The following is a 26,657-nucleotide window of genomic DNA, read 5'->3' as shown; positions in this document are numbered from 1 at the left end:
CCGTATTTCATGTCTTTATCTTACCGGATCGGGAGGAGAGCCAAAACGGCCTTAAGGCGGTTTTGGAGTTAGACTTTAGTCGGGGCGGCCCCTCGTCATTAAGGCCAGGTAACATTTTTCATTCCCTTCCTTGTCGAGATTTGTGGTAAAATGATGTTCAGACCTTTTAAGGTACGGATGGAGAGTTTGATGCTATGCGATTGACCAATTTGCTGCATTTTACAGAGAATCACCGGTTCTGCGTGTACCGGGATTTCGCGTTAAGCAGTCTTGATTATAAAATGATGTCTTCGATCTATCAGCCGATGATCGGGGGCTATGCCGTCAGCTTGTACCATACGCTCTACCAGCAGGTCCCGTCGGATAAAACGGGCTATGCCGGACTGGAGCAGCAGCGCAAGCTTTTTTTATCGCTGGAATTGGATCCGGGCGAGCGCAGCCGCAAGCTGTTCATCGAGCATTCCTCGAAGCTGGAGGCCGTAGGGCTGCTCCAGACGTCGCGCATTTACATGCAGGACGAGGATGATTACATCTATGAATACACGCTGTTCTGCCCGCTTTCACCGAATGAATTTTTCCGCAATCAGCATTTGACCCTGCTCCTGCGGGATAAAATCGGCAAGTTTCTGCTGCTGTCGCTGCGCGACGATCTTACGATGCCAGAACCTGCGGAGCTGACGGGAGCGGACAGCGAGAATTTGTCGGTGCCTTTCTACGAACTGTTCCGCCTGAACACCCAGGTGATCGATTATGAGCTGGAGCAGGCCCTGTACGAAGCGTCGGCGGGCAAGCAGGCGGCGCAGGCGCTGGATGTGACGACCAAAGGCTATGCCTACGCGGATCTGATTACCCGGTATCCCCGGGAATCGTTTAACCGCATTTATGTCGAGAATCTCAAGTATAAGCCCGAAACGATGATCTCCATTAATATGGTCGCAAGGAAATACAGTCTGACTTTGCAGGAAACGGTTCGTCTGCTGGATGAGGACGGAATGTTCGACGAGGACGGCGAGCTTCAGATCGATTCCTTGCAGTACAAAGCGAATCTGTATTTCCGCCAGGGAAAGAAGCGGGAGGAAGAGCGCGAGCGTTTCCTTCACCGCGCAGAGCCGGGTGACGCCGGTGATAATACGGCCGATTCCGATGAAGGAGCCCGGTCGGTGGAAATGCAGTACTACCTGGAGGTTCCCGCTTTCCTGCAGGGTTCGCACAACGAGCACCAGTACAATTCACTCCTTAAAAACGAACCTTACACCCTGGTGCTGCAAAGCTTTTTCACCCAAGGTCCGGTTCCGAACGGCGTTCTGGATATTTTCGAGAAAATCGATCTCAATTATAAGCTGAAAGAAGAAGTCATTAACGTCCTGATTCATTACATTCATATCGACAAACGCTCGTGGGCCAAGTCGTCCATCGAAGCGGTCGCGTCGGACATGCTCGGCAAGCAGATCGCCACGTTCGAACAGGCCGTCGAATATGTGCGCCAGCGGCTGCAGTTCCGGCAGCAGGCGGCGGCCAAAGCGGCGGCGGCCAAAGCTTCCGGCGGTTACGCCGGCAGAGGGAAAGCCCGCACGGCAGGCAAACAGATGAAGCCGCAGATTCCGATCGTCCAGAACAAGGGACAGACGTCCCGCGTGACGGAGGAAGAGCTGGAAGCGATGCTGCGCAAGGCGAAGAAGCTCGATGAAATGTTCAATTCCTGAGAGTTCTAAACAATGGCGGGAGGAGGAACCCCGATGGAATCCCTGTCCGATATGCTGAAACAAATGCCCAAGAGCAGCTGGATGCAAAGGGCGGAGGAACAGGCCAAACAGGTGTTGGAAGATCCGCTGATCCTGAAGCTCCGCGGACAGTATCCGCAACTGGACGATCATACGCTCAAAATCAACATGAACCGTCTGTACCAGTATGCGAGGGAACATAAGAACTGCCTGAACTGCCCGGGGCTGGAGCGGTGCCCGAATGATATGCAGGGGCATTATACGATGCTAAACGTGGAAGATAACGGCGGCCGGACTTATATTCATGAAGAAAAAACGGCCTGCCGCAAATTTATAGCGAAGCAGTCCCAGGATGCGATCCGCAGCCGGATCCGCACGTTTCACATCGACGAGCAGGCGCTCAGCCGGGAGCATACGTACACGGACATTTTGCGGACGGATATGGAACGCGCCAAGGCCGTCGATTTCCTGAACGACTACGTGATGCGGACAACGGAAGAAGGGCTGCAGAAGAAAGGGCTGTACCTGCAGGGCTCCTTCGGTACGGGCAAAACGTTCCTGATGTGCTACATGCTTTATCAGCTGGCGAAGAAAGGGTTTACGGGAGCCATCGTGTATATGCCGGATTTTGCGGAGGATCTCAAGGGAATGTTCGGGGAGCCGCAAAAACTGAAGGAGACGATCGAGCTGCTGAAGGAGACGGAACTACTGGTCTTCGACGATATCGGGGCGGAGAATCTCAATCCGTGGCTGCGGGACCATGTGCTGGGAGCGATTCTCAACTACCGGATGAACCGCAAGCCGACATTCTTTACGTCCAATTACGATCTGGACGCGCTGGAGAAGCATTTCAGCTTTACGAACAAAGACGGTGACGAAGAGTACAAAGGCCAGCGGATTATGGACCGGGTACGGCCTTATGTCGAAGTCGTGACCGTGGACGGACATAACAAACGGGGGGCCTAGCTGCCGCCCGTTTGTTCGTATATGCCAAGAGCCGCCGCGGAGTGCGTTCCGCAGGCGGCTCTTGATTGTCCCGCTCCGCGGTATGCCGCCAGCATGCCGCGGAGCAGGGAAGGTGGGGCCGGCAGCGACGCTGTCGGCTCTTATTTGTTTTTGAGGCGCTCCAGATCGTGCGCGACCTGTTCGACCATCTGGACGAACGAGCTGAGCTCCTGGGAGCTTGCGGCCTGCGTGCGCGCGTAGATGGACGTCTGCTCGGACTCGCCGTGTACGGTGCCGAGAATCGTGCGGATCGCGGTCAGCTTGTCCTCGATCAGCTCCAGCGATTCGCGGGAGCGGGAGGCGAGTTTGCGCACCTCGTTGGCGACGACTTCGAAGCCGCGTCCGGCATCGCCGGCACGGGCCGCTTCGATGGCCGCATTGAGGCCGAGAAGGTGAGTCTGCTCGGACACTTCCTTCATGAGAGAGCCCATCGCGTGGATATGGCCGACTTCTTCCTCCAGGTCTTTTAAATATTGATGCGACTTGTCCTGGGATTCCGCGGTTTGTACGGCCGTTTCGGCCACGATCTGACTGCTGCTGCTCAGCTCGACCATCATGGAGGCGAGGTCCTGAACGGCTTTGGAAATGCCGGAGAGCATCGTGGCCTGATCATCGGCCAGCTGCTGTATTTTAGCTTTCTCGTCATGCTCGTACGCTTCCAGAACGAGCTGCGAGTCAAGGTTGAACATTTTCGTCAGGGCATGAACCACTTCAAGCCAGGCTCCGTCCGGAAGGACGCGTTTAAAATGACGGAGGGACAGATCGAGATACAGCATGTAGGTTCCCAGGTACCATTCCGTTGTCAGACCGATCCGGGAATGCACTCTGCCTACGATGAGCCGGTTCTGGATATATTGTTCGTTCAGTACGCCCGAAGCCATGGACAGGAAGTAATTCGCCTGCGTCTGCTTCAAGCGCTCCAGCGTACTGTGCCGCGAGATCAGGTCTCTTAGCTCGGGTTCGGCGGAGATTTGCTCGTAGAGCTGCTCCACCACCTCTTCCACGATTTTATTGAAAGCGGGTTCATTTGCTTTTAGCAGCTGCAGGTCGTTCTCGGTTATGCCGGTAAAACGCACCTGCTTCATCCGGTCATCAGACAATTGAATCAAAAAGGGCACCCCATTTTCTCTAGTTTCACCTGTTATTAGGAAGGGCGTAAAACGGCCTCTTACCAGAATTCTCCGTTTTGAGACCAAAGTCCTGCTTGATTGCTGCCAAAAGGCAATTTTCACCCGTTCGCCACAGATGCAAACAAGAAAAAAACCTGTCCGCATATGCAGCAGGTTTCTTTCAGGCGGTCCGGATTATCCGATCACCAGTTTAATAATGACCCCAATGATAAATATGATCATCAAAACGGCGAAGAATCCGCCAAAACCGAGGGCAACATCCATAAGGTCGTTGCGGGGCTCTTCATTCAAATGAAGTTCCGGATGTTTAGGATCGCTCATGCCTGTTCCTCCTCACTTGTCCGCCCGAAAATAAGCAGACGTAGGCTTATTGCCAGTATACCCATTTTTCGCGAAACTTGTAAAGATGCCCGGAGATTCAAAGCCTGACAAAGTTGGCGCAACCCGGAGACTGCCAGATTTTAGGGCTTGCCCTGTTCGGTTGAAAAACCGACACATTGTGGTATACTTTACATGTTGACAATATCCGGATCCGCTGAGGATTTCGATGAACTTTTAGATAAATGAGGAGGAAGAAATCATGGCGATCGTAAACGTAACAGACCAATCCTTTAAAGGTGAAGTAGAGGGAGAAGGCACGGTTCTCGTTGATTTCTGGGCACCATGGTGCGGACCTTGCAAGATGATCGCACCGGTTCTGGAAGAATTGGCTAAAGAGGAAGAGAGCTTGAAAATCGCGAAAGTGAACGTGGATGACAATCCGGAATCCGCTTCCCGCTTCGGCGTTATGAGCATCCCGACCCTGATCGTATTCAAAGACGGTCAACCGGTCGATAAAGTCGTCGGTTTCCAATCGAAGGACGCGCTCAAGAACGTTCTTTCCCGTCACCAATAATTGCCTCGCGCAAACAAACGATGAGAAAAAGCTCTTTTTCTGCTATGCTGAAAAGGAGCTTTTTTTGTCATTTATCCGATAAAGACATGAGTTTTTTGATACAGGAAGCCTAAGGAGGGAGAGGCAGTGACGGAAGAACGGGGGGGAGAACCTCTCCACAGAATGACCCGTGAGGAGAGCGAGGAGCATATCCGCAACAAGCTGGCTTTGCTGCCGGATAAGTCGGGCTGTTACCTCATGAAGAACGCGGAAGGCACGATTATTTACGTGGGGAAGGCCAAAGTGCTCAAAAACCGCGTGCGTTCTTATTTTACCGGAAGCCATGACGGGAAGACACAGCGCCTTGTGTCGGAAATCCGTGATTTCGAATATATCGTGACCTCAAGCAACATCGAGGCGCTTATACTGGAATGCAACCTGATTAAACAGCATTATCCGCGCTACAACGTGCTGCTTAAAGACGACAAGTCGTTTCCTTATATCAAAATTACCCATGAAGAGCATCCGCGTCTGGAAGTGACGCGCAAAATCGTCAAAGACAAGGGGAAGTATTTCGGGCCTTATCCGAACGCGTTTGCCGCGCAGGAGACGAAAAAGCTGCTCGACCGGCTGTATCCGCTGCGGAAGTGCAAAACGATCCCGGACCGCGTCTGCCTGTATTATCATCTGGGCCAGTGTCTGGCTCCGTGCGAGCATGACATTACGCGGCAGCAGAATGACGAGATGGTGCAGGGGATCGTGCGCTTCCTGAACGGCGGTCACGAACAGGTCAAACAGGAGCTGACCTCGAAGATGCACGCCGCGGCCGAGGATTTGAACTTCGAGCGGGCGAAGGAGCTCCGTGATCTGATCGTGAACATCGATGCGGTGATGGAGAAGCAGAAGATTACGACGACGGATGTGGTGGACCGCGATATTTTCGGCTACGTGGCCGACAAAGGCTGGATGTGCGTGCAGATTCTGTACATGCGCCAGGGCAAGCTGATCGAACGGCATGTGACCATGTTCCCGTACTACGGGGACGAGTACGAGGACTTCATCACTTACGTGATGCAGGTATACAGCGAGAACCCGGCGCTGCCGAAGGAGATCTTCCTGCCCGGCCGCAGCCAGCAGGAGCTGCCTGCGGGGAGCCTGAGCGCCGGTGCGGAGGCAGCGGCGGGAGCGGCTGCCCGGCAGGCCGGAGAAGCTGACGGATCGCCGGAGATCCTGCAGGAAGCGACGGAAGAGGCGGCATCGCCGTCACCGCTCGCGGCGGAAGCGGAGGAACACGCCGGTTCCGATTCGCGCAGCATGCCGACGACGGCGGAGCAGAAGGACGTGAAGGAAGCGCTGGAGAGCTGGCTGAAGGTGAAAGTGTATTTTCCGCAGCGCGGGCTGAAAAAGCAGATGGTCGACATGGCCAGGGACAACGCGCGCGTCGGCCTGGAGGAGAAGTTCCGCCTCATCGAGCGGGATGCGCAGCGCACGGTTCTGGCTGTCGGGAACCTCGGCAGCTGGCTCGGTACGGGGCCTGTCACGCGGATCGAGGCGTTCGACAATTCGAACATCCAGGGCTCCGATCCGGTGGCCGCGATGGTCGTCTTCACGGACGGAAAGCCGGACCGGAAGGAGTACCGCAAGTACAAGATCAAGACCGTACAGGGACCGGACGACTACGAGTCCATGCGGGAAGTCATCCGCCGCCGTTACGAGCGGGTGCTGAAAGAGAACCTTGCCCTGCCGGATCTGATCATCGTGGACGGCGGCAAGGGGCAGATGTCGGTCGCTATCGACGTGCTGGAGAACGAGCTGGGGCTGTTCGTTCCGGTGTGCGGCCTTTCCAAGGACGTGAAGCACAAAACCGCGATGCTGCTGGCCGGCGATCCCGCCGAAGTCGTTCCTATTCCGCGCGACAGCCAGGAATTTTACCTGCTTCAGCGGATCCAGGACGAAGTCCACCGCTTCGCGATTACGTTCCACCGGGAGCGGCGGGCGAAGTCGATGGTCGTTTCGCAGCTCGATGCCATTCCCGGTATCGGGGAGAAACGCCGGAAACTGCTGCTGAAGCATTTCGGGTCCGTTAAAAAAATCAAAGAGGCCGCAGTCGAAGACTTCCGGCCTCTGGGGATCGGCGAGAAGCTCGCCGCACAAATATTGACCGCCCTGCGGGGAGAACAAGAACAAGAGGAACCGTCCATTTGAGACGGTTCCTCTTGTTTTGTGCATGTTATGCGGCGCAAGGTCGGCGGTGGTTTGCATTTCCGCCGGTTGCCGGGTCTTGACACCATGCTGTTAGGCCATGCTGCACCGTGACGAATCGTTTCGCACCGCGTGGCGAGGCGCCGCATGACAGGGCGCAATCATATGGTCCGTGTCTGCGCCGGGATATCAAAAGCCTTCGGGCGGCTAGCTGCAGGCAGGCGGACGGGCGGGTTCACTGCCGGCGCTTCAGACAAAACCGCCGCCCATCTAGACGGGCCGCCGGTTCTGCCTGCCTCCGCTCACAAATCTCAGCTTGTGGAGCCAGGAAACCGCAAGGGCGACGGCGGCTGGCAGCGCCATATACAGCAGGCCGAGCGCAGGCGTGCTTGCTGCCAGTCCTTGGCCCGTGAGAAGGGACAAGCCCATAAGGATGCTGTCCATGGCCGTATGGGCGAACAGGGCGGTCAGGAAGCCGTACCGCAGGAAGGCGTAACCGAACACGAGGCCGAGCACCGTGACTTCGATCAGCCTCGTATACACCGGGTAGATCGGGTAGGCGGTGTGTCCCGCCGCCCAGATGAGGCTGGGCAGAAGCACGGCCAGCCATTTGAACTTGAGCAGCCTGCTGAACAGAGCGATGCCGAGCAGCCGGAAGGTGGCCTCCTCGGAGATGCCCGCGGCCCAAGCCATCAGCGGAAGCAAAGCGGGCTGCAGCATGTTGCGGGGAGAGGACATCGGGTCGTTCACCGACCAGACGCCGAAGCCTTTCTCCGCCACTAGGAACAGCACCTGCTGGAGGCCGAGCAGGAACAGGCAGAGCAGATACCCCTGCACCATGCTGCGGGTTACGCGCGAACCGAAGTCGGCTTCGCGCCAGCGGGGCATGACGGACTTTCCTTCGCGTCTCCACAAGGCTTCGCCCGCCGTGAAAGAGAAGTAGACGGCGGCGGCCATCAGCAGCGTAACGAAGTTGATCAGCCCGATCGAAAGCATCGCTTCCTGGCCGCTTCTCGTCAGCGTGCTGCCGGCTTTGTAAGCCGGATACATGTTGATGTTGTTCATGACGTAGATCACGGCATACACGGCCGTTAGCAGGACGCCCCGGGAAAAATCGACCGTCCTCCATTTAAGGACGGTATAACCGAGGGCAATCAGAGCCATCAGGCCGTTCCCCCACAAGCTGATGCGGGTCCACATGGAGGCGGTATCCTCCTGGTGCTCCAGCCAAGACGTGAAAGCGGCGGGGAGCCGGAACGACTGGGTGAACGAGGAAACGGAGGTTCCGTCCAGCTTCACGCCGATCGTCAGTCTAGCGTCCCCGATAGGTTCTTTCTCCCGCTCGAACAGCAACAGGCCGGACTTGGCGGCCGGAGGGCTGATTCGCTTGAACTCCGCCTCTTCGTATCCCTGCCGGGCTATCGCTTCCCGAGCGGCCTTTTCCGCATCCGCCGCGGACACGGCGGCCTGGGCTTCGCCGCCGATGCCGGACCAGCCGATTACGGCTTTCGTGGTCATATGGATATCGATGATCCACTTCCGGACCGAGGGGGGAGCCTCGGCGACTTCCACCCGGTAGTAATCGACGGGCACCCGGCCGGCGTAGCTTTTGTCATACAAAGTTTGAAGCTTCTCTTTGGTGAGATAACCGCTGAGTTCCTTCTCCGACTGGTAGCTGACGAAAGTGCCGGGAGACCCGCCGGCCGTAACGCCTCCGGTACCGGTTTCGGTATCGGCACCCAGCCTTTGCCGCAGCCATGCGACCGCTGCCTCCGCGGCTTGTTCTTTCGTAATGGAGGCAGGCGTTTCGTAAGGATCGGAATCGGCTGGAGCGGCCCCGGTATTATAGATGAAAACTACGGCTGCATATAGAAGGAATCCGGTCAGGGCGAGAAGCAGCAGCGGTTTATCCAGACCGTATTTTTTCATGGTCAGCTCCTTCTCCGATCGTTTTTTTAACCGTATCACAGTTTGCGTAAGGATGCCAATTCGTGACTCCCAGTTAGCTGCAGGAAGATTGTCTATGTTTCCCCCCGTAAAATCCGGTTAAAAGAGCTTTGTGCTTGTTTAATAACAGATATATAATGCGGAGGATTCATTTCTTCGCGCAACTTCATACGCCGAATTTCCGCAGGAAAACGGGGGAACCATACTTTGGGGTGAATTTTACCGCTTGTGCCTGAATAGGGCAGGGTAAATAGGGTGGCCTGTACATCCGAATCCGTCAGCTAACCTCGTAGGCGACAGCAGGAACCATAACCGAAAGGCAGTGGGTTTCCAGTGTCTTTTTTGTGCTTCATATAGGAGGAAATTATGTGTTGAAAAAGTCGAGATTTACGCCGCCGCAGATTCTCGTTCTCGGGTTTGCGCTCATTATTCTCGTCGGCTCCGGCCTGCTGATGCTGCCGGTCTCGTCAACGGACGGGCTGCCGCTTCCGTTCATCGACGCCCTCTTTACGGCCACCTCGGCTGCCTGTGTAACAGGTCTGGTCGTGGTAGACACCGGGACGCATTTTACGATGTTCGGGCAAATTGTCATCATTTCGCTGATCCAAATCGGCGGTCTCGGATTCATGAGTATGGCGACGCTGTTTGCCTTCATCCTGCGCAAAAAGATATCGCTCCGCGAAAGGCTGCTGCTTCAGGAAGCCTTGAACCAGGGCAGCATGGAAGGCATTGTCCGTCTTTTCCGGAAAGTACTGATCTACTCGCTGAGCATCGAAGGAATCGCGGCTGTCCTTTTTACCGCCCGCTGGTCGATGGATCTCGGGTTTCCGAAGGGGTTGTACTACGGCATCTGGCATGCCGTTTCCTTTTTCAACAATGCGGGGTTTGACCTGTTCGGTCCCATTACCGGCCCATTCTCCTCGCTGACCGCTTACGCCGACGATTTTATTACCAATGTAGTGACGATGGCGCTCATTGTTCTGGGCGGAATCGGTTTTATCGTGATGTCGGATGTGATGGATTACCGGAAAACGAAGAGGCTGACCCTTCACTCCAAGGTGGTGCTGAGCGCCACAAGCATTTTGATCGTGACCGGGGCGCTCGTTATTTTTATTTTCGAGTATTCCAATTCGAAAACGCTGGGTTCGCTGGACTTCGGCGGCAAGATTCTCGCATCGTTCTTTCAATCGGTCACACCGCGTACGGCGGGGGCGAACACGCTTGATCTCGCTTCTCTCCGCCAAGCCACTCAATTTTTCATGATCATCCTGATGTTCATCGGGGCTTCTCCGGGATCTACCGGGGGCGGTATCAAGACGACTACGTTTACGATGCTCGTAGGGGCAATCGTCGCGATGGTACGGGGAAAAGAAGATATCGTCTTCTTCCGCAACCGTCTCGGCAAGGAACGTATCCTGAAGGCGATCACTCTGACGATGTTTGCACTCTTCCTGGTTATTTTCGTTACCATGCTTCTGTCTACGACGGAAGATCACGAGTTTCTTATGATTTTGTATGAAGTGACCTCGGCATTCGGGACTGTAGGACTCACCCTGGGGCTGACCACGAAGCTTACCATGTTCGGCAAGGTAATGATCGCCCTCACCATGTTCGCCGGACGTCTCGGCCCTCTGACATTGGCGTATGCGCTGCAGCCTAAAGCCGAGAAAGAACTGTATCGTTATCCCGAAGGAAAAATCACGATAGGTTAAGGAGAAACAAACAATGGCTTCCATTCAATATGCAGTTATCGGACTCGGACGCTTCGGTTCCAGCTTGTCCCAAGAATTGACTCAGCTCGGGCATGAGGTGCTGGGCATCGACAGAGATGAAGAAAAAGTGGACGAGATGAGCGACAAGCTCACTCATACCGTAGTTGCGGATGCGACGGACGAAGAGGTCCTCCGCTCGCTCGGCGTCCGCAATTTCGACTGTGCCGTCGTGGCTATCGGGGACAACATCCAGGCGAGTATCATGGCGGCCATCCTGCTCAAAGAGCTTGGCGTCAAAACGGTCGTCGCTAAAGCGCTGACGGATCAGCATGCCAAAGTGCTCGAGAAAATCGGCGTGGACCGAATTATTTTCCCGGAGCGGGATATGGGCGTGCGCGTAGCTCATCAGCTTGTGTCTCCGAATCTTCTCGATTACATCGAATTGTCCAAAAACTATACGATCGCCGAACTCGTCGTTTCCCGGCGTATTTCCGGCCTGACCCTCAAAGAACTCGATCCGCGGGCCAAGTACGGCTGCAGTATCGTCGCCATCAATAAAGCGGACGATGTGATTATCGCGCCTACCGCCGAAGATGTCCTGCACGAGCAGGACGTGATGGTCGTTATCGGCACGAAGGAGCAAATCGATGCGTTTGAGAGCCGCGTGATCCGGTAGGAAGCGGGAAAGGGGCGTATCGCATGGAGAATGCTTTGACACAGCTCATTGACTATGAGCTGTATTTATTTATCCTGATTGTGGTTCTGGGCATGCTGTTCGGCAAATTGGCGGGGTGGCTCCGCCTGCCCGATGTGGCTCTTTTTCTGATCGCCGGGATGATTTTCGGGCAAGCGTTTCATTGGATCGCCGAACCGAGCAGTTCGCTGACCAACCAGTTCATCCTCGTCGTAGGCTCCACGCTCATTTTGTTCGACGGAGGGCGCAATATCCGGCTGAGCGGACTGAAGCATGTCTGGATCTCCGTCACGCTGCTAAGCATACCGGGCGTCATTCTTACGTGCGGGGCGGTCGCGGCCGCTTCCCACTGGTTTCTCGGCCTGCCCTGGCTGCACGCGCTCCTTCTTGGGGCCATCATCTCTTCCACCGATCCGGCTACGCTCATTCCCGTGTTCAAGCAAGTGAGAATCCGGACCAAGGTGCGAGAGACGGTGGAGAGCGAATCGGCATTCAATGACGCTACGGGCTCCATTCTTACCTTCTCGCTGATTGCTATTCTTCTGGGAACGGAGCACGTATCCGTCGCTTCAGGGGCATGGCAGTTTGTCAAAACCGCGCTGGGCGGGCTGGCGGTCGGCGCGATTATCGGGTATGCGGGAGCCTTTTTGACCGCTCACGTGAAAATCGGCTTTCTGCGCGATTACGCGACGATCCTGATGCTGGCGGCCGCTCTCGGCTCTTACCTCGCGGGTGAACATCTGGGGGTCAGCGGTTTTATGGCTACGTTTACGGCCGGGCTGATCTGGGGGAATTCCGACGTATTTAAGCTGCATATGGAGGACAAAAAGCAGGAGATGTCCCATTTCTCGGAAAATGTGACCGTTCTGATGCGCATGCTGATTTTTATCCTGCTCGGCAGCCAGGTCAATTTTCCGCTGCTGCTCAAGTATTTGTGGCCGAGTCTCGGCATTATTTTCGTGTTCATGTTTATCGCCCGTCCGTTGGTCGTGCTTGTCTGCACACTGCCGGACCGCAAAGCGAAATGGACCTGGAGAGAGATTGTCTTCATGTTTTGGGTGAGGGAAACCGGCGTTATTCCGGCGGCGCTTTCCGGCATGGTGGCAGGGCTGGGCATCGCCCATGCGGATCTGATCGCTTCGGTTACGTTTATGGCGGTGCTGATCACAATCCTGTTCCAGGCCAGCACCACGGGCTTTGTGGCGCGTAAATTGGGCCTTGAGGAGGACAGCGGCGGCGAAGGCGCGCATGGCTTACCGCATGCGAAGCCGGGGCCGCAATAATGGAAGAAATTTTTCTTTCGGACGATAAAAAAGGAAATCGCCTCTGCTTGCAGGGGCGGTTTTTTGGCGAAGGCTTTGTTATCCTTGAGTGTTGATTTTTGTCCAAAAGAAAAACCGCTCAATTCGGGCGGTTCATTCTTCTTTGGCTTGTGAATTTTTTCCCTCATGATAGTCTTTCCATAATGGGCTGATGTATTTTTCCATTGTTTTTACGACGACATCTCTTCGGCTCTCTTCGACATTTACAGTGTCATTTGAAATCTCATTTCTAATTCGTATGAGCACAAATAAAGGAGGCAACGCAGCCTCACGGAGAGCCTTAATCATGATTTCTTCTTGTGAAGTAATATCCATAACTTATCTTTTTTCCTTTCTAGCAGGTTATATGAGTAGTATGAGTCCTGACACCAGTGTTAGGGTCAAGCGAAAATAATCAATTCCGCTGTGCTGCCCGTTGCTTCAACAAAAAATCAACAACACAGTTTTGGCGAAAAAAAAGAACCTCGCCATGCCGTGCAGGGCTGGAAGGTTCTGTGCAGCCGGCGGATCTTTGGAGCATCAGGCGGAGCATGTCGGCTTGGCCGTTATAGTCTTTATACGGGCATATCCGCGTAACGGTCCCAAACGCTCCCGTGGCGGCGGCCTCTGCCTGGGCAGAGCTTACTGGCTCAAGCCCGCGAAATGCGCCTTGGCCTTGCGGATAAAATGCGCGACCGCTTCATTCTGGTGGGTTTCCTTCACAAAAATCAGCGAGGTGGTCCTCGGCGTTTTCAAAAGCTCGGGCAGCTCCCGGACGCAGAGCCCGTCATGATCGGACGAACGGTCGTGCAGGTACGATCTCGGCAGCAGCGTAGCCGCCTGGCATGTAACGACGAGCCGCATGATCGCTTCGAACGAGTCGATTTCCATTTTGACGTCCGGAAAAATGAAAAAGCGGTGAAACAGCTCATCGGTAAGCACCCGGTACCAGGTGCCTTTGGAGAAGAGGATCATCGAGAGGCCGTTCAGATCGGCGATGGACAGCTCCTCGCGGTCCAGGTAAGGATGACCCTGAGGCAGCACCAGACAGAGATGGTCGTCGAAAAGGGGCTCGCAGGCGAGTCCGGGCTGGTCGATAGAGGAAGCGACGAGGCCGATGTCGACTTTCTTCTCCTTGACCATCATGACGATCTCGTGAGTTTTGCCCGTCAGGGCTTTCATATCCGTAGACGGATATTCCGCCAGGTACATCGTCACGAGCTCGGGGAGCGTGGTCTGCAGCGTGGTCAGACTGGCTCCGATGGTGAGGCTCATATGGCGTCCGGCGGTCTTGTATTCGTACAGGGTCTGCAGGAAGCGGCGTTCGCCCTGCCTCTGCTCCAGCGCATACTCGTATGCGATTTCGCCGGCCCGGGTTAAATCGAGGCGCTTGCCCTTGCGGGAAAAGAGCTGGACGCCGAGCTGCTCCTCCAGCTTCATAATCTTGCGCGATAAGGCAGGCTGCGACAAATTTAGCACCTGCGACGCTTTATTCAAGCTGGCTTGTTCGACAACGACAGCAAAAACGTCGAGATGTTCCATAATCCGTGCCTCCCTGAGGTTTAAATTCTTCTTATTATGCAAAAATATTATAATGAATATAAAAAAACAGCAATTCCATTATAAGCGATAAAGAGGTACGATGTATATGTCACCAGTTGTTCACAAAAAATTCGGCCCATTGTCGCTAATCCGAGGCAGGAAAAAGCGATGAGTGTGCCTTTTTTGGCGGTTGACGGTCCCCGGACAGGGGAGTACAATTGAATTTGGTTTTGTCTGGAATTGTCGAGACGTATCGTGTCGAGGCGAAAATTGAGGGGGGAAGCATTACTAATGGGCAAGAACTCGTATTTTAACCGCAAGCTGCATTCCTTGCTTGGCGTTATTCCGGTTGGTTTCTTCTTGATCGAGCATTTGCTTACCAACTTTGAAGCAACTAAGGGACCTGAAGCGTTTGTGGATCAAATCAACTGGCTGAACAGCCTGCCGCTCGTGCTTGTGCTCGAGATCGTCGGGATCTGGATTCCGCTCCTGTACCATGCCGTTTACGGCCTGTACGTAGCGTTTACGGCCCGCAACAACGTAAGCCAATACGGCTATTTCCGCAACCAGATGTTTTTATGGCAGCGGATCACGGGGGTTCTTACCTTCCTGTTCGTGGCATGGCATTTCTTTGAAACGCGTTTTCAAGTGGCAATCGGCAACGTAGAGCATGAACGCCTAGGACAGACGATGCATGACATCGTATCTCAGCCTCTTTTGCTGACTATATACGTAATCGGCGTTATCGCCGCGTCTTTCCATTTTACAAACGGCATGTGGTCGTTCCTTGTCAGCTGGGGCATCACGGTGGGCCCACGCGCCCAACGCGTATCTTCCTATATCTGGATCGGCTTGTTCCTTGTCATGTCCGTGATGTTCATCGCATCTCTCGTAGCATTTAAAGACCCGCAATTTCAGGAGCTTCCTGTCGTTAGCGGAATGATCGGAGGGGTGACCAGCAATGGCTAATTCAAAAGTAATTGTCGTCGGCGGCGGTCTGGCCGGCCTGATGGCAACCATTAAGGCAGCGGAAGCGGGTGTGCCCGTACAACTTTTCTCCCTGGTTCCTGTAAAACGTTCCCACTCCGTGTGCGCCCAAGGCGGTATCAACGGAGCGGTTAATACGAAAGGCGAAGGCGACTCCACTTGGGAGCACTTTGACGATACGGTATACGGCGGCGACTTCCTCGCCAACCAACCGCCGGTTAAGGCGATGTGCGACGCGGCTCCCGGCATTATCCACTTGATGGACCGAATGGGTGTTATGTTCAACCGGACACCGGAAGGTCTTCTGGATTTCCGCCGTTTCGGCGGTACGAAATACCACCGTACGGCATTTGCCGGCGCTACGACAGGCCAGCAACTGCTGTACGCGCTCGACGAGCAGGTCCGCCGTTTCGAAACAGCGGGACTCGTAACGAAGTTCGAGCATTGGGAATTCCTCGGCGCGGTCCTCGACGACGACGGCGTTTGCCGCGGGATTGCCGCACAGGATCTGCGCAACATGGAAGTGCAAACCTTCTCTTCCGATGCGGTTATCATGGCGACTGGCGGCCCCGGTATCATTTTCGGTAAAACAACGAACTCCGTTATCAACACCGGTACGGCAGCAAGCGCCGTGTACCAGCAGGGTGTCTACTACGCGAACGGCGAGTTCATCCAGATTCACCCGACAGCGATTCCGGGCGACGACAAGCTTCGTCTGATGTCCGAATCCGCGCGCGGCGAGGGCGGACGCGTATGGACGTATAAAGACGGCAAGCCTTGGTACTTCCTTGAAGAGAAATACCCGGCTTACGGAAACCTGGTCCCGCGTGATATCGCGACCCGTGAAATTTTCCACGTTTGTAACGACCTGAAGCTCGGCATCAACGGCGAGAACATGGTTTACCTGGATCTGTCCCACAAAGATCCGAAAGAACTGGACGTTAAACTGGGCGGTATCATCGAAATTTACGAGAAATTCACAGGCGACGACCCGCGGAAGCTTCCAATGAAGATTTTCCCGGCGGTTCACTATTCGATGGGCGGCATCTGGGTCGATTACAACCAAATGACGAACATTCCTGGCTTGTTCGCCGCTGGCGAGTGCGATTACTCCGTTCACGGTGCAAACCGTCTGGGAGCGAACTCCCTCGTATCCGCTATTTTCGGCGGTATGGTAGCGGGTCCTAAAGCAATCGAATATATCCAAGGTCTCGACAAGCACGTGGAAGATATGTCCACCGCCATGTTCGACCGCGAGAAGCAGAAGCACACCGATCGTTACGAAAGCCTGCTTAAAATGGACGGCAAGGAAAATGCTTATGTCATCCACAAAGAGCTCGGCGAGTTGATGACTTCGAGCATGACCGTCGTGCGTTACAACAAAAATCTTGAAGAGACGATCGTCAAGATTAAAGAATATAAGGAACGTTTCCAGAATATCAACATGACGGATACGGCCCGTTGGAACAACCAGGGTGTCGCTTTCACGAGACAGCTCTGGAACATGCTCGAACTTTCCGAAGCGATGACGCTGGGCGCTCTTCTGCGTAACGAGAGCCGCGGCGCTCACTACAAGCCGGAGTTCCCGGAACGCGATGACGATAACTTCCTGAAGACAACCAAAGCCAAGTGGACGCCTGAAGGTCCGGTTATCGAATATGAGGACGTAGACGTATCGCTTATCGCACCGCGTAAACGCGATTACACTACGGACAAGAAGAAGAAAGAGAAAGAGGGAGGGCATTGATCATGGCCGAAGCGCAAACAGCAGTACCAAGCAAAACGGTCAAGTTTATCGTCACCCGTCAAGACAGCCCGGAATCGGCTCCTTACAAAGAGGAGTTTGAAATCCCGTACCGTCCGAATATGAACGTGATCAGCGCTCTGATGGAAGTCCAGCGCAATCCGAAAAAATCGGACGGCGGCGAAACGACTCCGGTTTGCTGGGAGTCCAACTGTCTCGAGGAAGTATGTGGCGCCTGCTCCATGATCATCAACGGCAAAGCGCGTCAAGCCTGCGCAGCCTTGATCGACAAGCTGGAACAACCTATCCGCGTTGAACCGATGCGTACGTTCCCGGTCGTGAGAGACCTGGTTATCGACCGCACCCGGATGTTCAACGCCCTCAAGAAAGTGAAAGCGTGGATTCCGATCGACGGTACGTACGATCTGGGTCCGGGACCGCGTATGGCGGAATCGAAGCGTCAATGGGCTTACGAGCTCTCCAAGTGCATGACGTGCGGCGTATGTCTGGAAGTTTGCCCGAACGTAAACGAGAAGACAAGCTTTATCGGTCCTGCCGCCGTTTCGCAAGTCCGCCTGTTCAACTCCCACCCTACAGGTGAAATGAACAAGGACGAGCGTCTCGATACGCTGATGGAAGACGGAGGCATCGAGGGCTGCGGTAACTCGCAGAACTGCGTGCGTTCTTGTCCGAAAGGCATTCCGCTCACGACTTCCATCGCGGAAATGAACAAGGACACCACGAAACGTCTGTTCAAAAAATGGTTGGGCATGTAAGCACGCCAATCTGGCATACTATGAAATATCCGGCACTTCCGCGCAGCACTTCCCGCGCGGAAGTGCTTTTGTTATGAAAAGAAAACCTGCGGCATGCTAATGAAATAAAGCGTTCCACGCCGTTTAGTTCGGAAAGAGAGAAGGAGAGAACATCATGTGGAAAGCTATCATTCTTGTATTCCTGGGAGCATGCAGTTACGGGATGCTCTCTACGTTCGTTAAATTCGCGTATGACGCGGGATTCGAGCCGGGTGAGGTAGTTGGTGCCCAGAACTTGTTCGGGACTCTGATCTCGCTCGTACTCGTTCTGACGCTCTCCCGCTATAAAATGAAGCCGGGGCAATGGGTGCCGCTTCTTATGGTGGGGCTGACAACCGGTTCGACCGGCATTTTATATTACAATTCCCTGCAGACGGTTCCGGCCTCCATCGCCATCGTGCTGTTGTTCCAGTTCACCTGGATCGGCGTTATTCTGGAAGCGGTGCTGGAACGCAAAAGACCAAGCCGTGCGAAGGCGGTTTCCTTAGTGCTGCTTCTGATCGGAACGGGGCTGGCATCCGGCGTGGCCGATCTCGGCTCCATCGATTTACCCGTAGTCGGAGTGGTGCTTGGCCTGCTGTCCGCGGTGACCTATACCGGTTTTATTTATTTCAGCGGCAAGGTGAGCACGGGAGTGCCGGCCATCAACCGGACCCTGATGATGAATATGGGGGGACTTCTTCTCGTTTTCGTTTACCACACGCCGAGTTTTATATGGAATGGCGCCTTGGGAGAGGGACTCTGGAAATATGCGCTGCTCGTCGGAGTATTCGGTGTCGTGATTCCGACCGTATGCTTTAACTACGGCATGCCGAAGCTGGGCACGGGGCTGGGGTCCATTCTCGGGGCCGCCGAGCTGCCCGTAGCCGTCGTGCTTTCGGCGGCCGTGCTCCGGGAAAGCGTGTCATTGGTGCAGTGGGCGGGCGTCCTGCTCATCCTTTTCGGAATCGCTTATCCTCATCTGCGTAGAGGAAAAACGGGAGCGCTCAAGCCGGCTTGATTTAGGGCTGGGCCGATCGCCTCTCGTTACACAAACATATAAAGAGCCGGAACGCATAAGCGTTTCGGCTCTTTTCTGTCCATTATGCATGGCTGACCTTTAGGTGAAGTCTGCGGCTAGGGCGGCTCTTACGGGAAAACTCATTTTCGCGGCAACCGTTCCAACCGCTGCATCTGCCGCCCGTATCCACAGCCTCACATCCGCGGACACGTCCTTACAGATCGTTCGTCAGCACGACCTTGCCGATCGCGCCGCCCGATTCCAGGCGCCGGTGAGCTCCCGCCGCGTCGCGGAACGTGAACCGCTGCTCGTCGAGCAGCGGGCGCAGATGGCCTTCGTCGGCCAGGCGCGCAAGACGCTCCAGCGTCTCGCCCTGATGCTTGCGGCCGGCGCCGGTCAGAAGCGGCAGCACGGTGAACACCACGTGCAGCGTTAACCCCTTCGCATGAAGCGGGCTGAGATCATGCGTGGAGCGGGCGGCGATGGCGACGACATGGCCGCCCGTGCGCGCGGCGGCGAAGGAGCGGTCGAGGTTATCCTTCCCGACCGTGTCGAACACGACGCCGAAGCCCTGGCCGCCGCCCGAGCATCTGCGGACGTAATCCTCTACCGGCTCCGTCCGGTAGTTGATGACGCCGTCCGCACCCAGCCGCGAAGCGATGTCCAGCTTCGCGCCGGAGGATGCCGTCGCGAAGACGTCGGCGCCGCCCCATTTCGCGAGCTGGATCGCGATGTGGCCGACGCCGCCCGCGGCGGCATGCACGAGCACCTGCTGGCCGGGCTGAAGCCGCGCCCGGTCGAACAGGCCCTGCCAGGCGGTAAGCGCCACGACGGGCAGGGCCGCCGCCTCGCTCATCGAGAGCGAGGCGGGCTTGCGGGCGATGAGCTCCGCATCGGCCAGCATGTATTCGGCGAGTGCGCCGCCGAAGCCCTTGAAGCCGCCGGCGAAGCCGTATACTTCGTCGCCGGGCCGGAACTTCGTCACGCCTTCGCCTACGGCTTCGACGGTGCCCGCCACGTCGCCGTGAAGGACCGCGGGAGCATGCGGAGCGAGATTCGGCATCAGACCCTGGCGGATCCGCGTGTCGATAGGATTCACGCCGCTGGCGGCAACGCGGATAAGCACGTGTCCGGGCAGGACGGCGGGGGTCGGAATTTCTCCGACGGAGAAGGATTCCGGTGCGCCGAATGTTTCGAGAAGAACTGCTTTCATGGGAAGCACCTCCGATAGGTTGACTGGGCTGGGTACATTAGATCCATTATAAAACAGCCGGCATAAGAATGGTACAAGCCCGGTTAGGCAAAAAACACCGGGCCCCTTACAAGGGCTCCGGTGTATGCACGTCCTTTCGGGTTACGTGGCGGTCTGTTTTTGAACAGGCGCCAACGTATCTCCTTGGTGTTTCTCTTCGCGATGCTTAAGAAATTCCCGGCCGTATTCGCCGTGAGGATGAATGCCCGCATGCTCCATCTGAATAGTGGAATGCGTGATGCCGTATTTTTCCTTCAGCGTTTCGTTAATGGCGAGGATAATGCAGAAGGGCTGGATTTTGTCGTCGATAAAAACGTGTGCGGTCAGGGAGTAATGATCCGTCGAGATCGCCCAAAGGTGCATTTCATGAACATCTTCGACACCTTCGACATTGCCGATATCGCGGCGTATTTCTTCCAGATTGAACTTGGCGGGAACGGATTCCATCAGAATGAGGAAGGATTCTTTAATGATCCGGCTGCCTCCGATGAAAATAATGCCGCCGATTACGATACTGATCAGAGGGTCGAACCAAAGCAAGCCCGTAAAATAAATGATTACCGCCGAAATGATGACCCCTACGGAGCTGAGCAGGTCACCGATAAAATGCCACAGGGCACTCTGCACATTGAGGTTTTCCTCTTCTTCCATACTGCGGTGCAGGACCAGCGTGAGCACCAGATTGACCACGAACCCGATGGAGGAGATGATGAGCATTAGTTTGAAATCAATGTTCTGCGGATCGTAAAACCGCTTGATTCCTTCGACAAGGATTCCGATGGCGATTACCGCCAAGGCAAGTCCGTTGAGGAAAGAGGCGATAATTTCAAACCGCAGAAAGCCGAACGTGTACCGGCTGTTGGGTTCCCTGGAGGCCAGGTAAATCGCGGTCATGCTGAGTCCGAGCGCAATAACGTCTGAAATCATATGCGCGGAATCCGAGAGAAGAGCGAGGGAATTAGACATAATCCCCCCGACAACTTCGACAATGGTGAAAAATAACGTGAGCAGAAGGGTAATCCAAAGCGTACGCTTCGAGGTGGATTGTTCCTTTACATGGTCAAGATGGTGAAAATCGGTCATGGCTTGTACCTGCTTTCCGGCTTTTTTATATGGATGAACGGACGATAGTAGACACTTTACCAGGTTGTTCTGTTGGAATTATACGTCACGGCCCGAAATCCTGCAACGGCTGTTCTATGAAATAGGCAAAAGCGGATTTTCATAGGCGAATGCTGCCGAACCCGGGGAAGTTGCTGTCGGAATATAAGAGAACGCTTTCAATTTTGTTACATAAATGAAATATTTCTGTTACGTTCCTATAATGTAAGGGAGGTATTATAATAACCAAGACCCCCTTTTTAATATACAACGTTTCAGGCTTACCCCGTTGGTAAGCCTGCTTTTTTTTGTCTGGGAAACTTGCCGCTTTCGTTTCTCTGGCATTCGGAAGCCGTTGTATAAGCGCAAAGTAGGATGATTACGGGTTGTCTCTAACCTTGTAAGCCGTCTTTTTCCTGTATGATCTCCGGTAGGGAGGGGAAGCTATTCCAGGCAGTCCGAGAAGGCGCCCAAACTACGTTTACCGGAGGGACTACACGATGTATAACAATTACAATCAACAGCTGCAGCACTGTCAGCAAACGGTTCAACAGCTTATCCAGCAAACCCAGCAGGCGAGTGCCGTATACCAGCAGCTGCTTCAACAGGAGCAGCAGAACGCGCAGCAGCTGGAACAACTCGCCCAAAGAGAGCGTCAAGCCAGCCAGATTATCCAAACCGCTCTTCAAGGCCACAGCCGTGCCGTGCAACAAATGCAGCACGTGTCCCAAATTTGCGGACAGCTGGAGCAATCTTTCAACAATCCCGCTATCTACTCCCAGCAAAATAACAGTTCCTCCAACTACCGCTTCCAGTAAGTTTCGTACTTGCCGGTTACGGTTTTTAAGTAGACCGCACAGGTCTGCATACTTTAGAGTCAGGTTGCGGACGGCTTCGGTTAGCGCCGGAATACCTAAGCAATCTCAGCACGGGAAACAAAAGAAACCGGCCGTTTGACGGGCCGGTTTCTTTCTGTTTTTTTATGAACAAAGGGTGGTTAGAGGGAAACGAGAACTCTCTCTTTATTGCGGAAGAAACACCATTCTTTAAACCCGATTTCTTTCAGCCGCTTGCTTACCAGTTCGAAGTCGTCGCCGACACGCTGGGGAACATGGGCGTCCGAGCCGAACGTGACTTTAACCCCGTAATGAAGGGCCCGTTCCAGAATAAGATCGGACGGATACCAGCCGCCTACGGTTTTGGTTTTGCCGGAAGTATTGATTTCGATCGCCACATCCTCATCCGCGATTACTTTCAGGGTTTCGTCCACTTTGGGAGTCGGAATGTCCGAGAAAGCGGGATAGAATCCTTTCATCGCGTCGATATGCCCCAGTATCTGAAACAGCCCGGCTCTAGCCGACTGTTGAATCAGATCGTAGTAGGTTTCTTTATGGACGATATGCTCGGCGTCGTCAAGCCCTTTCCACCGGTTCTTGTTAAAGATACTGACGCCGCCGGACAGGTGGACCGACCCTATAATATAGTCGAACGGGAATTTCTCGTACATGGAACGGTACAGCTCCAGGTGCTCGGGGAAATAGTCGGATTCGACGCCCAGCAGCACTTCGATTTTGCCCGCGTATTCTTTCTTCAGGCTGAGCACTTCTTCCACATAAGCGGCGAAGGCGCTTTTGCCCATGGCGATTCCGGGAAACAACTGGTCCTGCTCGCTGTAAAAATAAGGGGAGTGATCCGAAATGCCGATCACGGACAAACCCGCTTCCACAGCCGCGTCTACGTAGTGACGGATGGTTCCCGTTGCATGCCCGCATCTTTCATTGTGCGTATGAAGATCGAATTTCATAAGTAGCCCTCCTATTCGGAACCGAGAAATTGAGTTTCCGGCATTCCTTTCAAATCCTGCAGGAACTGGTGCATCGCGGAGTTGAGGTAGCGGCCGGATTTGTACACAACGCCGACGGGATGAGTGATATCTAATTCGTCTACTTTCAGCATTTTCAGTGTACCGTGGTCGAGATCGTTGACGACAGACAACTTCGAGATGATGGCGGCGCCGAGATTCAGCTCCACCATCCGTTTGACTTCTTCGCTGCTTGACAGCTCCATCACGATTTGCGGGTTGATATCGTACGTTTTGAACACCTGATCGACGAATCGGCGTCCCGCCGTTTCCGGCGATAGCATGATAAAGGGCAGATTACGCAGCTTCTCGATGGAAATATGAGCGTATCGGCTTAGCGGATGACTGGTGGATACGATGAGTTCGAACGTGTCGTAGTACAGGACGGAAGCTTCCAGAGACGGATACTTTTCGTAGAGATACGAAATGCCGATATCAACACTGCCGTTATCGACGCTCGCCATAATTTGCGAAGAGGTCATGGAATGAATGGTGGTTTTGATTAAAGGGAACTGGTCCTGAAAATAAAACAGCACCCGCGGTAAAATTTGCATGGCAATGGACGTGGTCGTCCCGATATGGATATGGCCCTGGGGAGTCTGGCTCAGATCGGCCAACCGCTGTTTCAAATCCTCGACAGTGCGGAGAATTCTTTCAGCGTGCTCCAGGAACAGCTTGCCGCTGTCCGTGAGCGTTACAGGCTGGTTGCGGTCGATCAGAATCGTCCCGAACTCTTCTTCCAAGCTTCTAATCTGCGCAGATACGGCCGGCTGCGTCAGGTTAAGAAGTTCGCCTGCCTTACGGAAACTCATCGTCTTGGAAATCGTGATGAGCGTCTCCAATTGATTGAGATTCATGGGCAGCCCTCCGATATAAGTAAAATTTATCGAAACATGTAACAAGATAATTTAATTTTCTTTCTATTATAAAGGATGGCCGGGGAGAGTTCAAATGAATGGGTGTAAATAAATGCCAATTAAATCGGTGCATGATGGGTGGCGAGGTCCGGTTGATCTACTTCATAAGGCTGTTCCAAAAATGAGGCAGGTCGGGGCAAATCAGATCCGGCTCGTTTCCGGATTTCGAAATGTGTTCCCGGACGTTTGCCTCCGTGGCAAGCCCCGTCAGCACGAGAGCTGTCCGGCAGCCGGCCGCTATCCCGCCGCCGATGTCCGTCGCGGTATTGTCGCCGATCACCCACGTGTCTTTCGCCTGCAGTTCAAGGCGGGCCAGGGCATAGTTCATAATGACCGGCGACGGTTTGCCGATGACGACCGGATCGGCGCCGGAAGCGGTCCGGATGAGGGCGCCGATGGAGCCGGCTCCGGGAATCAGGCCGCTGTCGGACGGAAGCAGGTGATCCGGGTTCGTCAGGATATACCGGGCGCCGCCCAGCAGATGCTTGACCGCCGATGCCAGCTTGTCGTAAGTCAGCTGCCGGTCGATACCTTGAACGACATAATCCGGCTCCGTGCCGGTGAGCTCGAATCCCGCTTCCAGCAGGGCGCTCTGAAGCCCTTCTTCGCCGATGCAGTAAACGCGCTCGCCGCTTCCGTGTTCCAGCAAATACTGAACGGAAGCCATGGCCGTCGTGTACACGCGGTCGGGCCCGACTTCTATGCCCATCCCGTTTAAATGGCCGGCTACGTGTTCCGGGGAGCGGGACGAATTGTTGGTCACAAGGAGATAAGGGAGGCCGTTCTTATTGAGCAGATCCACAAATTCCTTCGCGCCCGGTATAGCTTCGTTCCCTTTGTACAGTGTGCCATCCAAATCAATCAAAAATCCGTGCATGCTTTTGTTCACCTCACCTTTTATCGTACCAAACGGAATGCTTCCTCACAAGCGCGGTCCTTTATGACGTGTAAAGAGGTTCGGCGGCGTCTAATCCTCTAAAGGTCAGATTTGCTCAAACCCCCGTAGTCCGGAAAATCTCTAAAACGGTAAGTAGGACCGCCGCGCGATTTTCTTCTCGTTTGGTCCCGGTTTATAGGTCTAATGATAAGAAAGACTCAAAACTTACATGGATAAAATAGGACAAAAGAAGTATACGGACAACGATTTTTACTATATAATGTAGAAAAATGTGTAAGTTTGGTTCGAAAAAATCCGACATGAGTGCCTAAACCGCAGGAACGGTTTTATCACCTCGTGAATCAATTTGTTGTTCCTATATGTTGGTAAAGGGGTTAAAGAGCACATGAAAGCGGAATACATCAATCCTTTTCTGGAATCCGCGCGGATTGTCATCGAACAAGTCGCGAACGTGCGTCCGACTACCGGTAAATTGTCTGTTAAAGATATTTACTTTATCGAACGTTATGTATGGATACAAATCGGTATGACCGGTCAAATGCAGGGAAACATACGCTTCGGTTTTGAAGAATCAACGGCGCTGCGGATGGTTTCCGCTATGATGGGCGGATTTATTTTGACCGAACTGGACGAAATGGGACACAGCGCGATTTCCGAACTCGGAAACATGATCAGCGGCAACGCCAGCACGATTTTGTACAATCAGGGCATCAGGGTTGACATTACGCCCCCTAAGGTCGTCACGGGAGACGTCCATGAGGTGGATGCACTGAAAGCGCTGACGGTGCCTCTGTTGATGGACGGAATCGGTGAACTGGATATTCAGGTTCTTCTCGCTTAGCTTAACCGGACCAAGCCGGAGAACCTGGAAAAGGACTGCTTCTGTTGAAGCGGTCCTTTTTTTGATGGAAATTTTTTAAGGATCAGGGACCGGGAGTAACGAAACGGGAGAATTTCTAGGCTAAATGTCGCTCTCTGTAAACGGAGCGAACTAAAATTCGCCCCCGCCTCCGCCTGGTGAAGAAATGCCGCGTAAGGTATACTAAGCCTACAAGCGTCACCGGAAGGGGAAGAAGCACATCCATGAACATAGAAGGCAAAGTAGCCGTCGTCACCGGAGCTTCCAGCGGAATAGGCGCGCAGACCGCGCGGGCATTGGCGCAGCGTGGAGCTGTGCCCGTTCTGTTGGCACGCTCGCGGGACAAGCTGGAACAGCTGGCGGCGGAGATCGGCGGCGGATGCGGCGTATACCGGCTCGATGTGCAGAATACGGCCGAAGTGAACCGGGTTTTCGCCGAAGTTTTCGCCGAGTACGGGCGCATCGATGTTCTCATCAATAACGCGGGATTCGGAGTATTCGAACGGTTTATAGACACTCCGCTGGAGCAGTTCGAAGAGATGATGGACGTGAATTATTTGGGTATCGTCCGCTGCACGAAAGCAGTTCTTCCGGCCATGATCCAATCGGGCTCGGGCCACATCGTGAATATCGCTTCCATGGCCGGCAAAATCGGATCGGCCAAGTCCTCCGGGTATTCCGCCACCAAGCACGCTGTGCTCGGCCTGACTAATTCGCTGCGCCAGGAGCTGTCGGGTACCGGTGTCCGGCTCAGCGCCGTCAATCCGGGCCCGATCGACACTCCCTTCTTCGAACGGGCGGACCCTACGGGGAACTACGTCAAGAACATCAGCTGGTTCATGTTGAAACCGGAGCGGGTGGCCGAAGCGATCATTCGCGCGATCGAGAAAGAGAAGGCGGAGATCGACCTCCCTTTTATAGCGGGAATCGGCACGAAACTGTATTCGCTGTTTCCCCGCCTGCTGGATAAATCCGCGCAGCGTATGCTGAACAAGAAATAACCCAAGAAAAAAAGCGGTTCTCCAGCTGGAGAATCGCTTTTTTAATCCGTTGTTTGGGGCAGCAAAAACTTGCAGGAAGAAAACCAGGAACCGG

Annotated in this window: 24 protein-coding genes and 1 riboswitch; of the genes, 14 read left to right on the top strand and 10 right to left on the bottom strand. The window is 54.3% G+C overall.

Translation table 11 applies throughout. The features are described 5' to 3' along the window. Window positions 1–194 precede the first annotated feature (194 nt). Both AC58P5_RS09460 and dnaI read left to right on the top strand, forming a co-directional pair. The gene (locus tag AC58P5_RS09460; RefSeq protein ID WP_497385892.1) at window positions 195–1,703 is read left to right on the top strand and encodes a replication initiation and membrane attachment family protein; all 1,509 of its coding nucleotides are present in this window, start codon (window positions 195–197) and stop codon (window positions 1,701–1,703) included. 33 nt (window positions 1,704–1,736) lie between these two features. After that, a complete protein-coding gene (gene dnaI, locus AC58P5_RS09455; RefSeq protein ID WP_497385891.1) occupies window positions 1,737–2,687 on the top strand; it encodes a primosomal protein DnaI in 951 nt (316 codons plus the stop codon). A 140-nt stretch (window positions 2,688–2,827) separates the two neighbouring features. Here the strand turns inward: dnaI and AC58P5_RS09450 are convergent, their stop codons facing one another. Further along, the gene (locus AC58P5_RS09450) at window positions 2,828–3,844 is read right to left on the bottom strand and encodes a protoglobin domain-containing protein (protein ID WP_497385890.1); all 1,017 of its coding nucleotides are present in this window, start codon (window positions 3,842–3,844) and stop codon (window positions 2,828–2,830) included. Between the two features lie 186 nt (window positions 3,845–4,030). After that, a complete protein-coding gene (locus AC58P5_RS09445; RefSeq protein ID WP_009676287.1) occupies window positions 4,031–4,177 on the bottom strand; it encodes a YqzM family protein in 147 nt (48 codons plus the stop codon). A gap of 259 nt (window positions 4,178–4,436) precedes the next feature. On the opposite strand from AC58P5_RS09445, the gene trxA reads away from it, so the two are divergent. Next, window positions 4,437–4,751, top strand: coding sequence for a thioredoxin (gene trxA, locus AC58P5_RS09440; RefSeq protein WP_497385889.1), 315 nt, complete (start codon window positions 4,437–4,439; stop codon window positions 4,749–4,751). A gap of 162 nt (window positions 4,752–4,913) precedes the next feature. Further along, window positions 4,914–6,935 (top strand): excinuclease ABC subunit UvrC, encoded by a 2,022-nt coding sequence (gene uvrC, locus AC58P5_RS09435; protein ID WP_497386054.1) that lies wholly within the window; start codon window positions 4,914–4,916, stop codon window positions 6,933–6,935. Window positions 6,936–7,202: 267 nt separating this feature from the next. Here uvrC and AC58P5_RS09430 read toward each other — a convergent pair whose 3' ends face one another. Then, on the bottom strand, window positions 7,203–8,861 hold the full coding sequence (locus AC58P5_RS09430; protein ID WP_497385888.1) for a CPBP family intramembrane glutamic endopeptidase: 1,659 nt from the start codon (window positions 8,859–8,861) through the stop codon (window positions 7,203–7,205). 179 nt (window positions 8,862–9,040) lie between these two features. Continuing rightward, window positions 9,041–9,190: riboswitch (cyclic di-AMP (ydaO/yuaA leader) on the top strand. A 57-nt stretch (window positions 9,191–9,247) separates the two neighbouring features. Between AC58P5_RS09430 and AC58P5_RS09425 the strand changes: the two genes are divergently transcribed. The 3 genes from AC58P5_RS09425 to AC58P5_RS09415 are packed head-to-tail and all read left to right on the top strand — an operon-like array spanning window position 9,248 to window position 12,568. Further along, on the top strand, window positions 9,248–10,591 hold the full coding sequence (locus AC58P5_RS09425) for a TrkH family potassium uptake protein (RefSeq protein ID WP_497385887.1): 1,344 nt from the start codon (window positions 9,248–9,250) through the stop codon (window positions 10,589–10,591). A gap of 13 nt (window positions 10,592–10,604) precedes the next feature. After that, entirely contained in the window at window positions 10,605–11,267 is a 663-nt protein-coding gene (locus AC58P5_RS09420; RefSeq protein ID WP_497385886.1) for a potassium channel family protein, read from the top strand. A 23-nt stretch (window positions 11,268–11,290) separates the two neighbouring features. Continuing rightward, window positions 11,291–12,568, top strand: coding sequence for a cation:proton antiporter (locus AC58P5_RS09415; protein ID WP_497385885.1), 1,278 nt, complete (start codon window positions 11,291–11,293; stop codon window positions 12,566–12,568). 132 nt (window positions 12,569–12,700) lie between these two features. On the opposite strand, the gene AC58P5_RS09410 is transcribed toward AC58P5_RS09415, so the two are convergent. Further along, the gene (locus AC58P5_RS09410; protein ID WP_497385884.1) at window positions 12,701–12,922 is read right to left on the bottom strand and encodes a hypothetical protein; all 222 of its coding nucleotides are present in this window, start codon (window positions 12,920–12,922) and stop codon (window positions 12,701–12,703) included. Between the two features lie 306 nt (window positions 12,923–13,228). Next, on the bottom strand, window positions 13,229–14,128 hold the full coding sequence (locus AC58P5_RS09405; RefSeq protein ID WP_497385883.1) for a LysR family transcriptional regulator: 900 nt from the start codon (window positions 14,126–14,128) through the stop codon (window positions 13,229–13,231). Window positions 14,129–14,419: 291 nt separating this feature from the next. On the opposite strand from AC58P5_RS09405, the gene AC58P5_RS09400 reads away from it, so the two are divergent. The 4 genes from AC58P5_RS09400 (at window position 14,420) to AC58P5_RS09385 (ending at window position 18,674) form a co-directional block, all read left to right on the top strand. Beyond that, a complete protein-coding gene (locus AC58P5_RS09400) occupies window positions 14,420–15,097 on the top strand; it encodes a succinate dehydrogenase cytochrome b558 subunit (RefSeq protein ID WP_497385882.1) in 678 nt (225 codons plus the stop codon). Beyond that, the gene (gene sdhA / locus AC58P5_RS09395; protein ID WP_497385881.1) at window positions 15,090–16,862 is read left to right on the top strand and encodes a succinate dehydrogenase flavoprotein subunit; all 1,773 of its coding nucleotides are present in this window, start codon (window positions 15,090–15,092) and stop codon (window positions 16,860–16,862) included. The genes AC58P5_RS09400 and sdhA overlap by 8 nt, the downstream gene beginning before the upstream one ends. A gap of 2 nt (window positions 16,863–16,864) precedes the next feature. Further along, a complete protein-coding gene (gene sdhB / locus AC58P5_RS09390; protein ID WP_009676242.1) occupies window positions 16,865–17,635 on the top strand; it encodes a succinate dehydrogenase iron-sulfur subunit in 771 nt (256 codons plus the stop codon). A 154-nt stretch (window positions 17,636–17,789) separates the two neighbouring features. Further along, on the top strand, window positions 17,790–18,674 hold the full coding sequence (locus AC58P5_RS09385; protein ID WP_497385880.1) for an EamA family transporter: 885 nt from the start codon (window positions 17,790–17,792) through the stop codon (window positions 18,672–18,674). A 214-nt stretch (window positions 18,675–18,888) separates the two neighbouring features. Here the strand turns inward: AC58P5_RS09385 and AC58P5_RS09380 are convergent, their stop codons facing one another. Further along, entirely contained in the window at window positions 18,889–19,887 is a 999-nt protein-coding gene (locus AC58P5_RS09380) for a zinc-dependent alcohol dehydrogenase family protein (RefSeq protein WP_497385879.1), read from the bottom strand. 141 nt (window positions 19,888–20,028) lie between these two features. Then, on the bottom strand, window positions 20,029–21,009 hold the full coding sequence (locus tag AC58P5_RS09375; protein ID WP_497385878.1) for a cation diffusion facilitator family transporter: 981 nt from the start codon (window positions 21,007–21,009) through the stop codon (window positions 20,029–20,031). 518 nt (window positions 21,010–21,527) lie between these two features. On the opposite strand from AC58P5_RS09375, the gene AC58P5_RS09370 reads away from it, so the two are divergent. Further along, window positions 21,528–21,845 (top strand): hypothetical protein, encoded by a 318-nt coding sequence (locus AC58P5_RS09370; RefSeq protein ID WP_497385877.1) that lies wholly within the window; start codon window positions 21,528–21,530, stop codon window positions 21,843–21,845. A gap of 179 nt (window positions 21,846–22,024) precedes the next feature. Here the strand turns inward: AC58P5_RS09370 and AC58P5_RS09365 are convergent, their stop codons facing one another. From AC58P5_RS09365 to AC58P5_RS09355, 3 genes are all read right to left on the bottom strand, one after another. After that, window positions 22,025–22,831, bottom strand: coding sequence for a histidinol-phosphatase (locus AC58P5_RS09365; RefSeq protein ID WP_497385876.1), 807 nt, complete (start codon window positions 22,829–22,831; stop codon window positions 22,025–22,027). A gap of 11 nt (window positions 22,832–22,842) precedes the next feature. Next, complete coding sequence (locus tag AC58P5_RS09360; RefSeq protein ID WP_497385875.1) at window positions 22,843–23,745, bottom strand: LysR family transcriptional regulator; 903 nt, start codon at window positions 23,743–23,745, stop codon at window positions 22,843–22,845. Between the two features lie 157 nt (window positions 23,746–23,902). Then, window positions 23,903–24,682 carry a TIGR01457 family HAD-type hydrolase gene (locus tag AC58P5_RS09355; RefSeq protein ID WP_497385874.1) on the bottom strand — a complete coding sequence of 260 codons (780 nt, stop codon included), beginning with the start codon at window positions 24,680–24,682 and terminating at the stop codon, window positions 23,903–23,905. A gap of 406 nt (window positions 24,683–25,088) precedes the next feature. Here AC58P5_RS09355 and AC58P5_RS09350 point away from each other — a divergent pair, with 406 nt between their 5' ends. Continuing rightward, complete coding sequence (locus AC58P5_RS09350) at window positions 25,089–25,544, top strand: chemotaxis protein CheX (RefSeq protein WP_497385873.1); 456 nt, start codon at window positions 25,089–25,091, stop codon at window positions 25,542–25,544. 242 nt (window positions 25,545–25,786) lie between these two features. Continuing rightward, window positions 25,787–26,563: an SDR family NAD(P)-dependent oxidoreductase gene (locus tag AC58P5_RS09345; protein ID WP_497385872.1), complete on the top strand. Its 777-nt coding sequence runs from the start codon at window positions 25,787–25,789 to the stop codon at window positions 26,561–26,563. Window positions 26,564–26,657: the final 94 nt, after the last annotated feature.

Source organism: Paenibacillus sp. JT31N7, from assembly GCF_059692095.1.
The sequence above is the reverse complement of the archived record's forward strand: the minus strand, read 5'-3'. Positions and strand labels throughout refer to the sequence as shown.

What these genes read in the sequence shown, in the direction of transcription:
- sdhA (WP_497385881.1), top strand. Translation starts at nt 15,090, where the DNA reads ATGGCTAATTCAAAAGTAATTGTCGTCGGCGGCGGTCTGGCCGGCCTG.
- AC58P5_RS09400 (WP_497385882.1), top strand. Translation starts at nt 14,420, where the DNA reads ATGGGCAAGAACTCGTATTTTAACCGCAAGCTGCATTCCTTGCTTGGC.
- AC58P5_RS09430 (WP_497385888.1), bottom strand. Translation starts at nt 8,861, where the DNA reads ATGAAAAAATACGGTCTGGATAAACCGCTGCTGCTTCTCGCCCTGACC.
- sdhB (WP_009676242.1), top strand. Translation starts at nt 16,865, where the DNA reads ATGGCCGAAGCGCAAACAGCAGTACCAAGCAAAACGGTCAAGTTTATC.
- AC58P5_RS09410 (WP_497385884.1), bottom strand. Translation starts at nt 12,922, where the DNA reads ATGGATATTACTTCACAAGAAGAAATCATGATTAAGGCTCTCCGTGAG.
- AC58P5_RS09350 (WP_497385873.1), top strand. Translation starts at nt 25,089, where the DNA reads ATGAAAGCGGAATACATCAATCCTTTTCTGGAATCCGCGCGGATTGTC.
- AC58P5_RS09445 (WP_009676287.1), bottom strand. Translation starts at nt 4,177, where the DNA reads ATGAGCGATCCTAAACATCCGGAACTTCATTTGAATGAAGAGCCCCGC.
- AC58P5_RS09375 (WP_497385878.1), bottom strand. Translation starts at nt 21,009, where the DNA reads ATGACCGATTTTCACCATCTTGACCATGTAAAGGAACAATCCACCTCG.
- uvrC (WP_497386054.1), top strand. Translation starts at nt 4,914, where the DNA reads ATGACCCGTGAGGAGAGCGAGGAGCATATCCGCAACAAGCTGGCTTTG.
- AC58P5_RS09460 (WP_497385892.1), top strand. Translation starts at nt 195, where the DNA reads ATGCGATTGACCAATTTGCTGCATTTTACAGAGAATCACCGGTTCTGC.
- AC58P5_RS09345 (WP_497385872.1), top strand. Translation starts at nt 25,787, where the DNA reads ATGAACATAGAAGGCAAAGTAGCCGTCGTCACCGGAGCTTCCAGCGGA.
- AC58P5_RS09355 (WP_497385874.1), bottom strand. Translation starts at nt 24,682, where the DNA reads ATGCACGGATTTTTGATTGATTTGGATGGCACACTGTACAAAGGGAAC.
- AC58P5_RS09365 (WP_497385876.1), bottom strand. Translation starts at nt 22,831, where the DNA reads ATGAAATTCGATCTTCATACGCACAATGAAAGATGCGGGCATGCAACG.
- AC58P5_RS09385 (WP_497385880.1), top strand. Translation starts at nt 17,790, where the DNA reads ATGTGGAAAGCTATCATTCTTGTATTCCTGGGAGCATGCAGTTACGGG.
- AC58P5_RS09405 (WP_497385883.1), bottom strand. Translation starts at nt 14,128, where the DNA reads ATGGAACATCTCGACGTTTTTGCTGTCGTTGTCGAACAAGCCAGCTTG.
- AC58P5_RS09380 (WP_497385879.1), bottom strand. Translation starts at nt 19,887, where the DNA reads ATGAAAGCAGTTCTTCTCGAAACATTCGGCGCACCGGAATCCTTCTCC.
- AC58P5_RS09370 (WP_497385877.1), top strand. Translation starts at nt 21,528, where the DNA reads ATGTATAACAATTACAATCAACAGCTGCAGCACTGTCAGCAAACGGTT.
- trxA (WP_497385889.1), top strand. Translation starts at nt 4,437, where the DNA reads ATGGCGATCGTAAACGTAACAGACCAATCCTTTAAAGGTGAAGTAGAG.
- AC58P5_RS09360 (WP_497385875.1), bottom strand. Translation starts at nt 23,745, where the DNA reads ATGAATCTCAATCAATTGGAGACGCTCATCACGATTTCCAAGACGATG.
- AC58P5_RS09420 (WP_497385886.1), top strand. Translation starts at nt 10,605, where the DNA reads ATGGCTTCCATTCAATATGCAGTTATCGGACTCGGACGCTTCGGTTCC.
- AC58P5_RS09415 (WP_497385885.1), top strand. Translation starts at nt 11,291, where the DNA reads ATGGAGAATGCTTTGACACAGCTCATTGACTATGAGCTGTATTTATTT.
- dnaI (WP_497385891.1), top strand. Translation starts at nt 1,737, where the DNA reads ATGGAATCCCTGTCCGATATGCTGAAACAAATGCCCAAGAGCAGCTGG.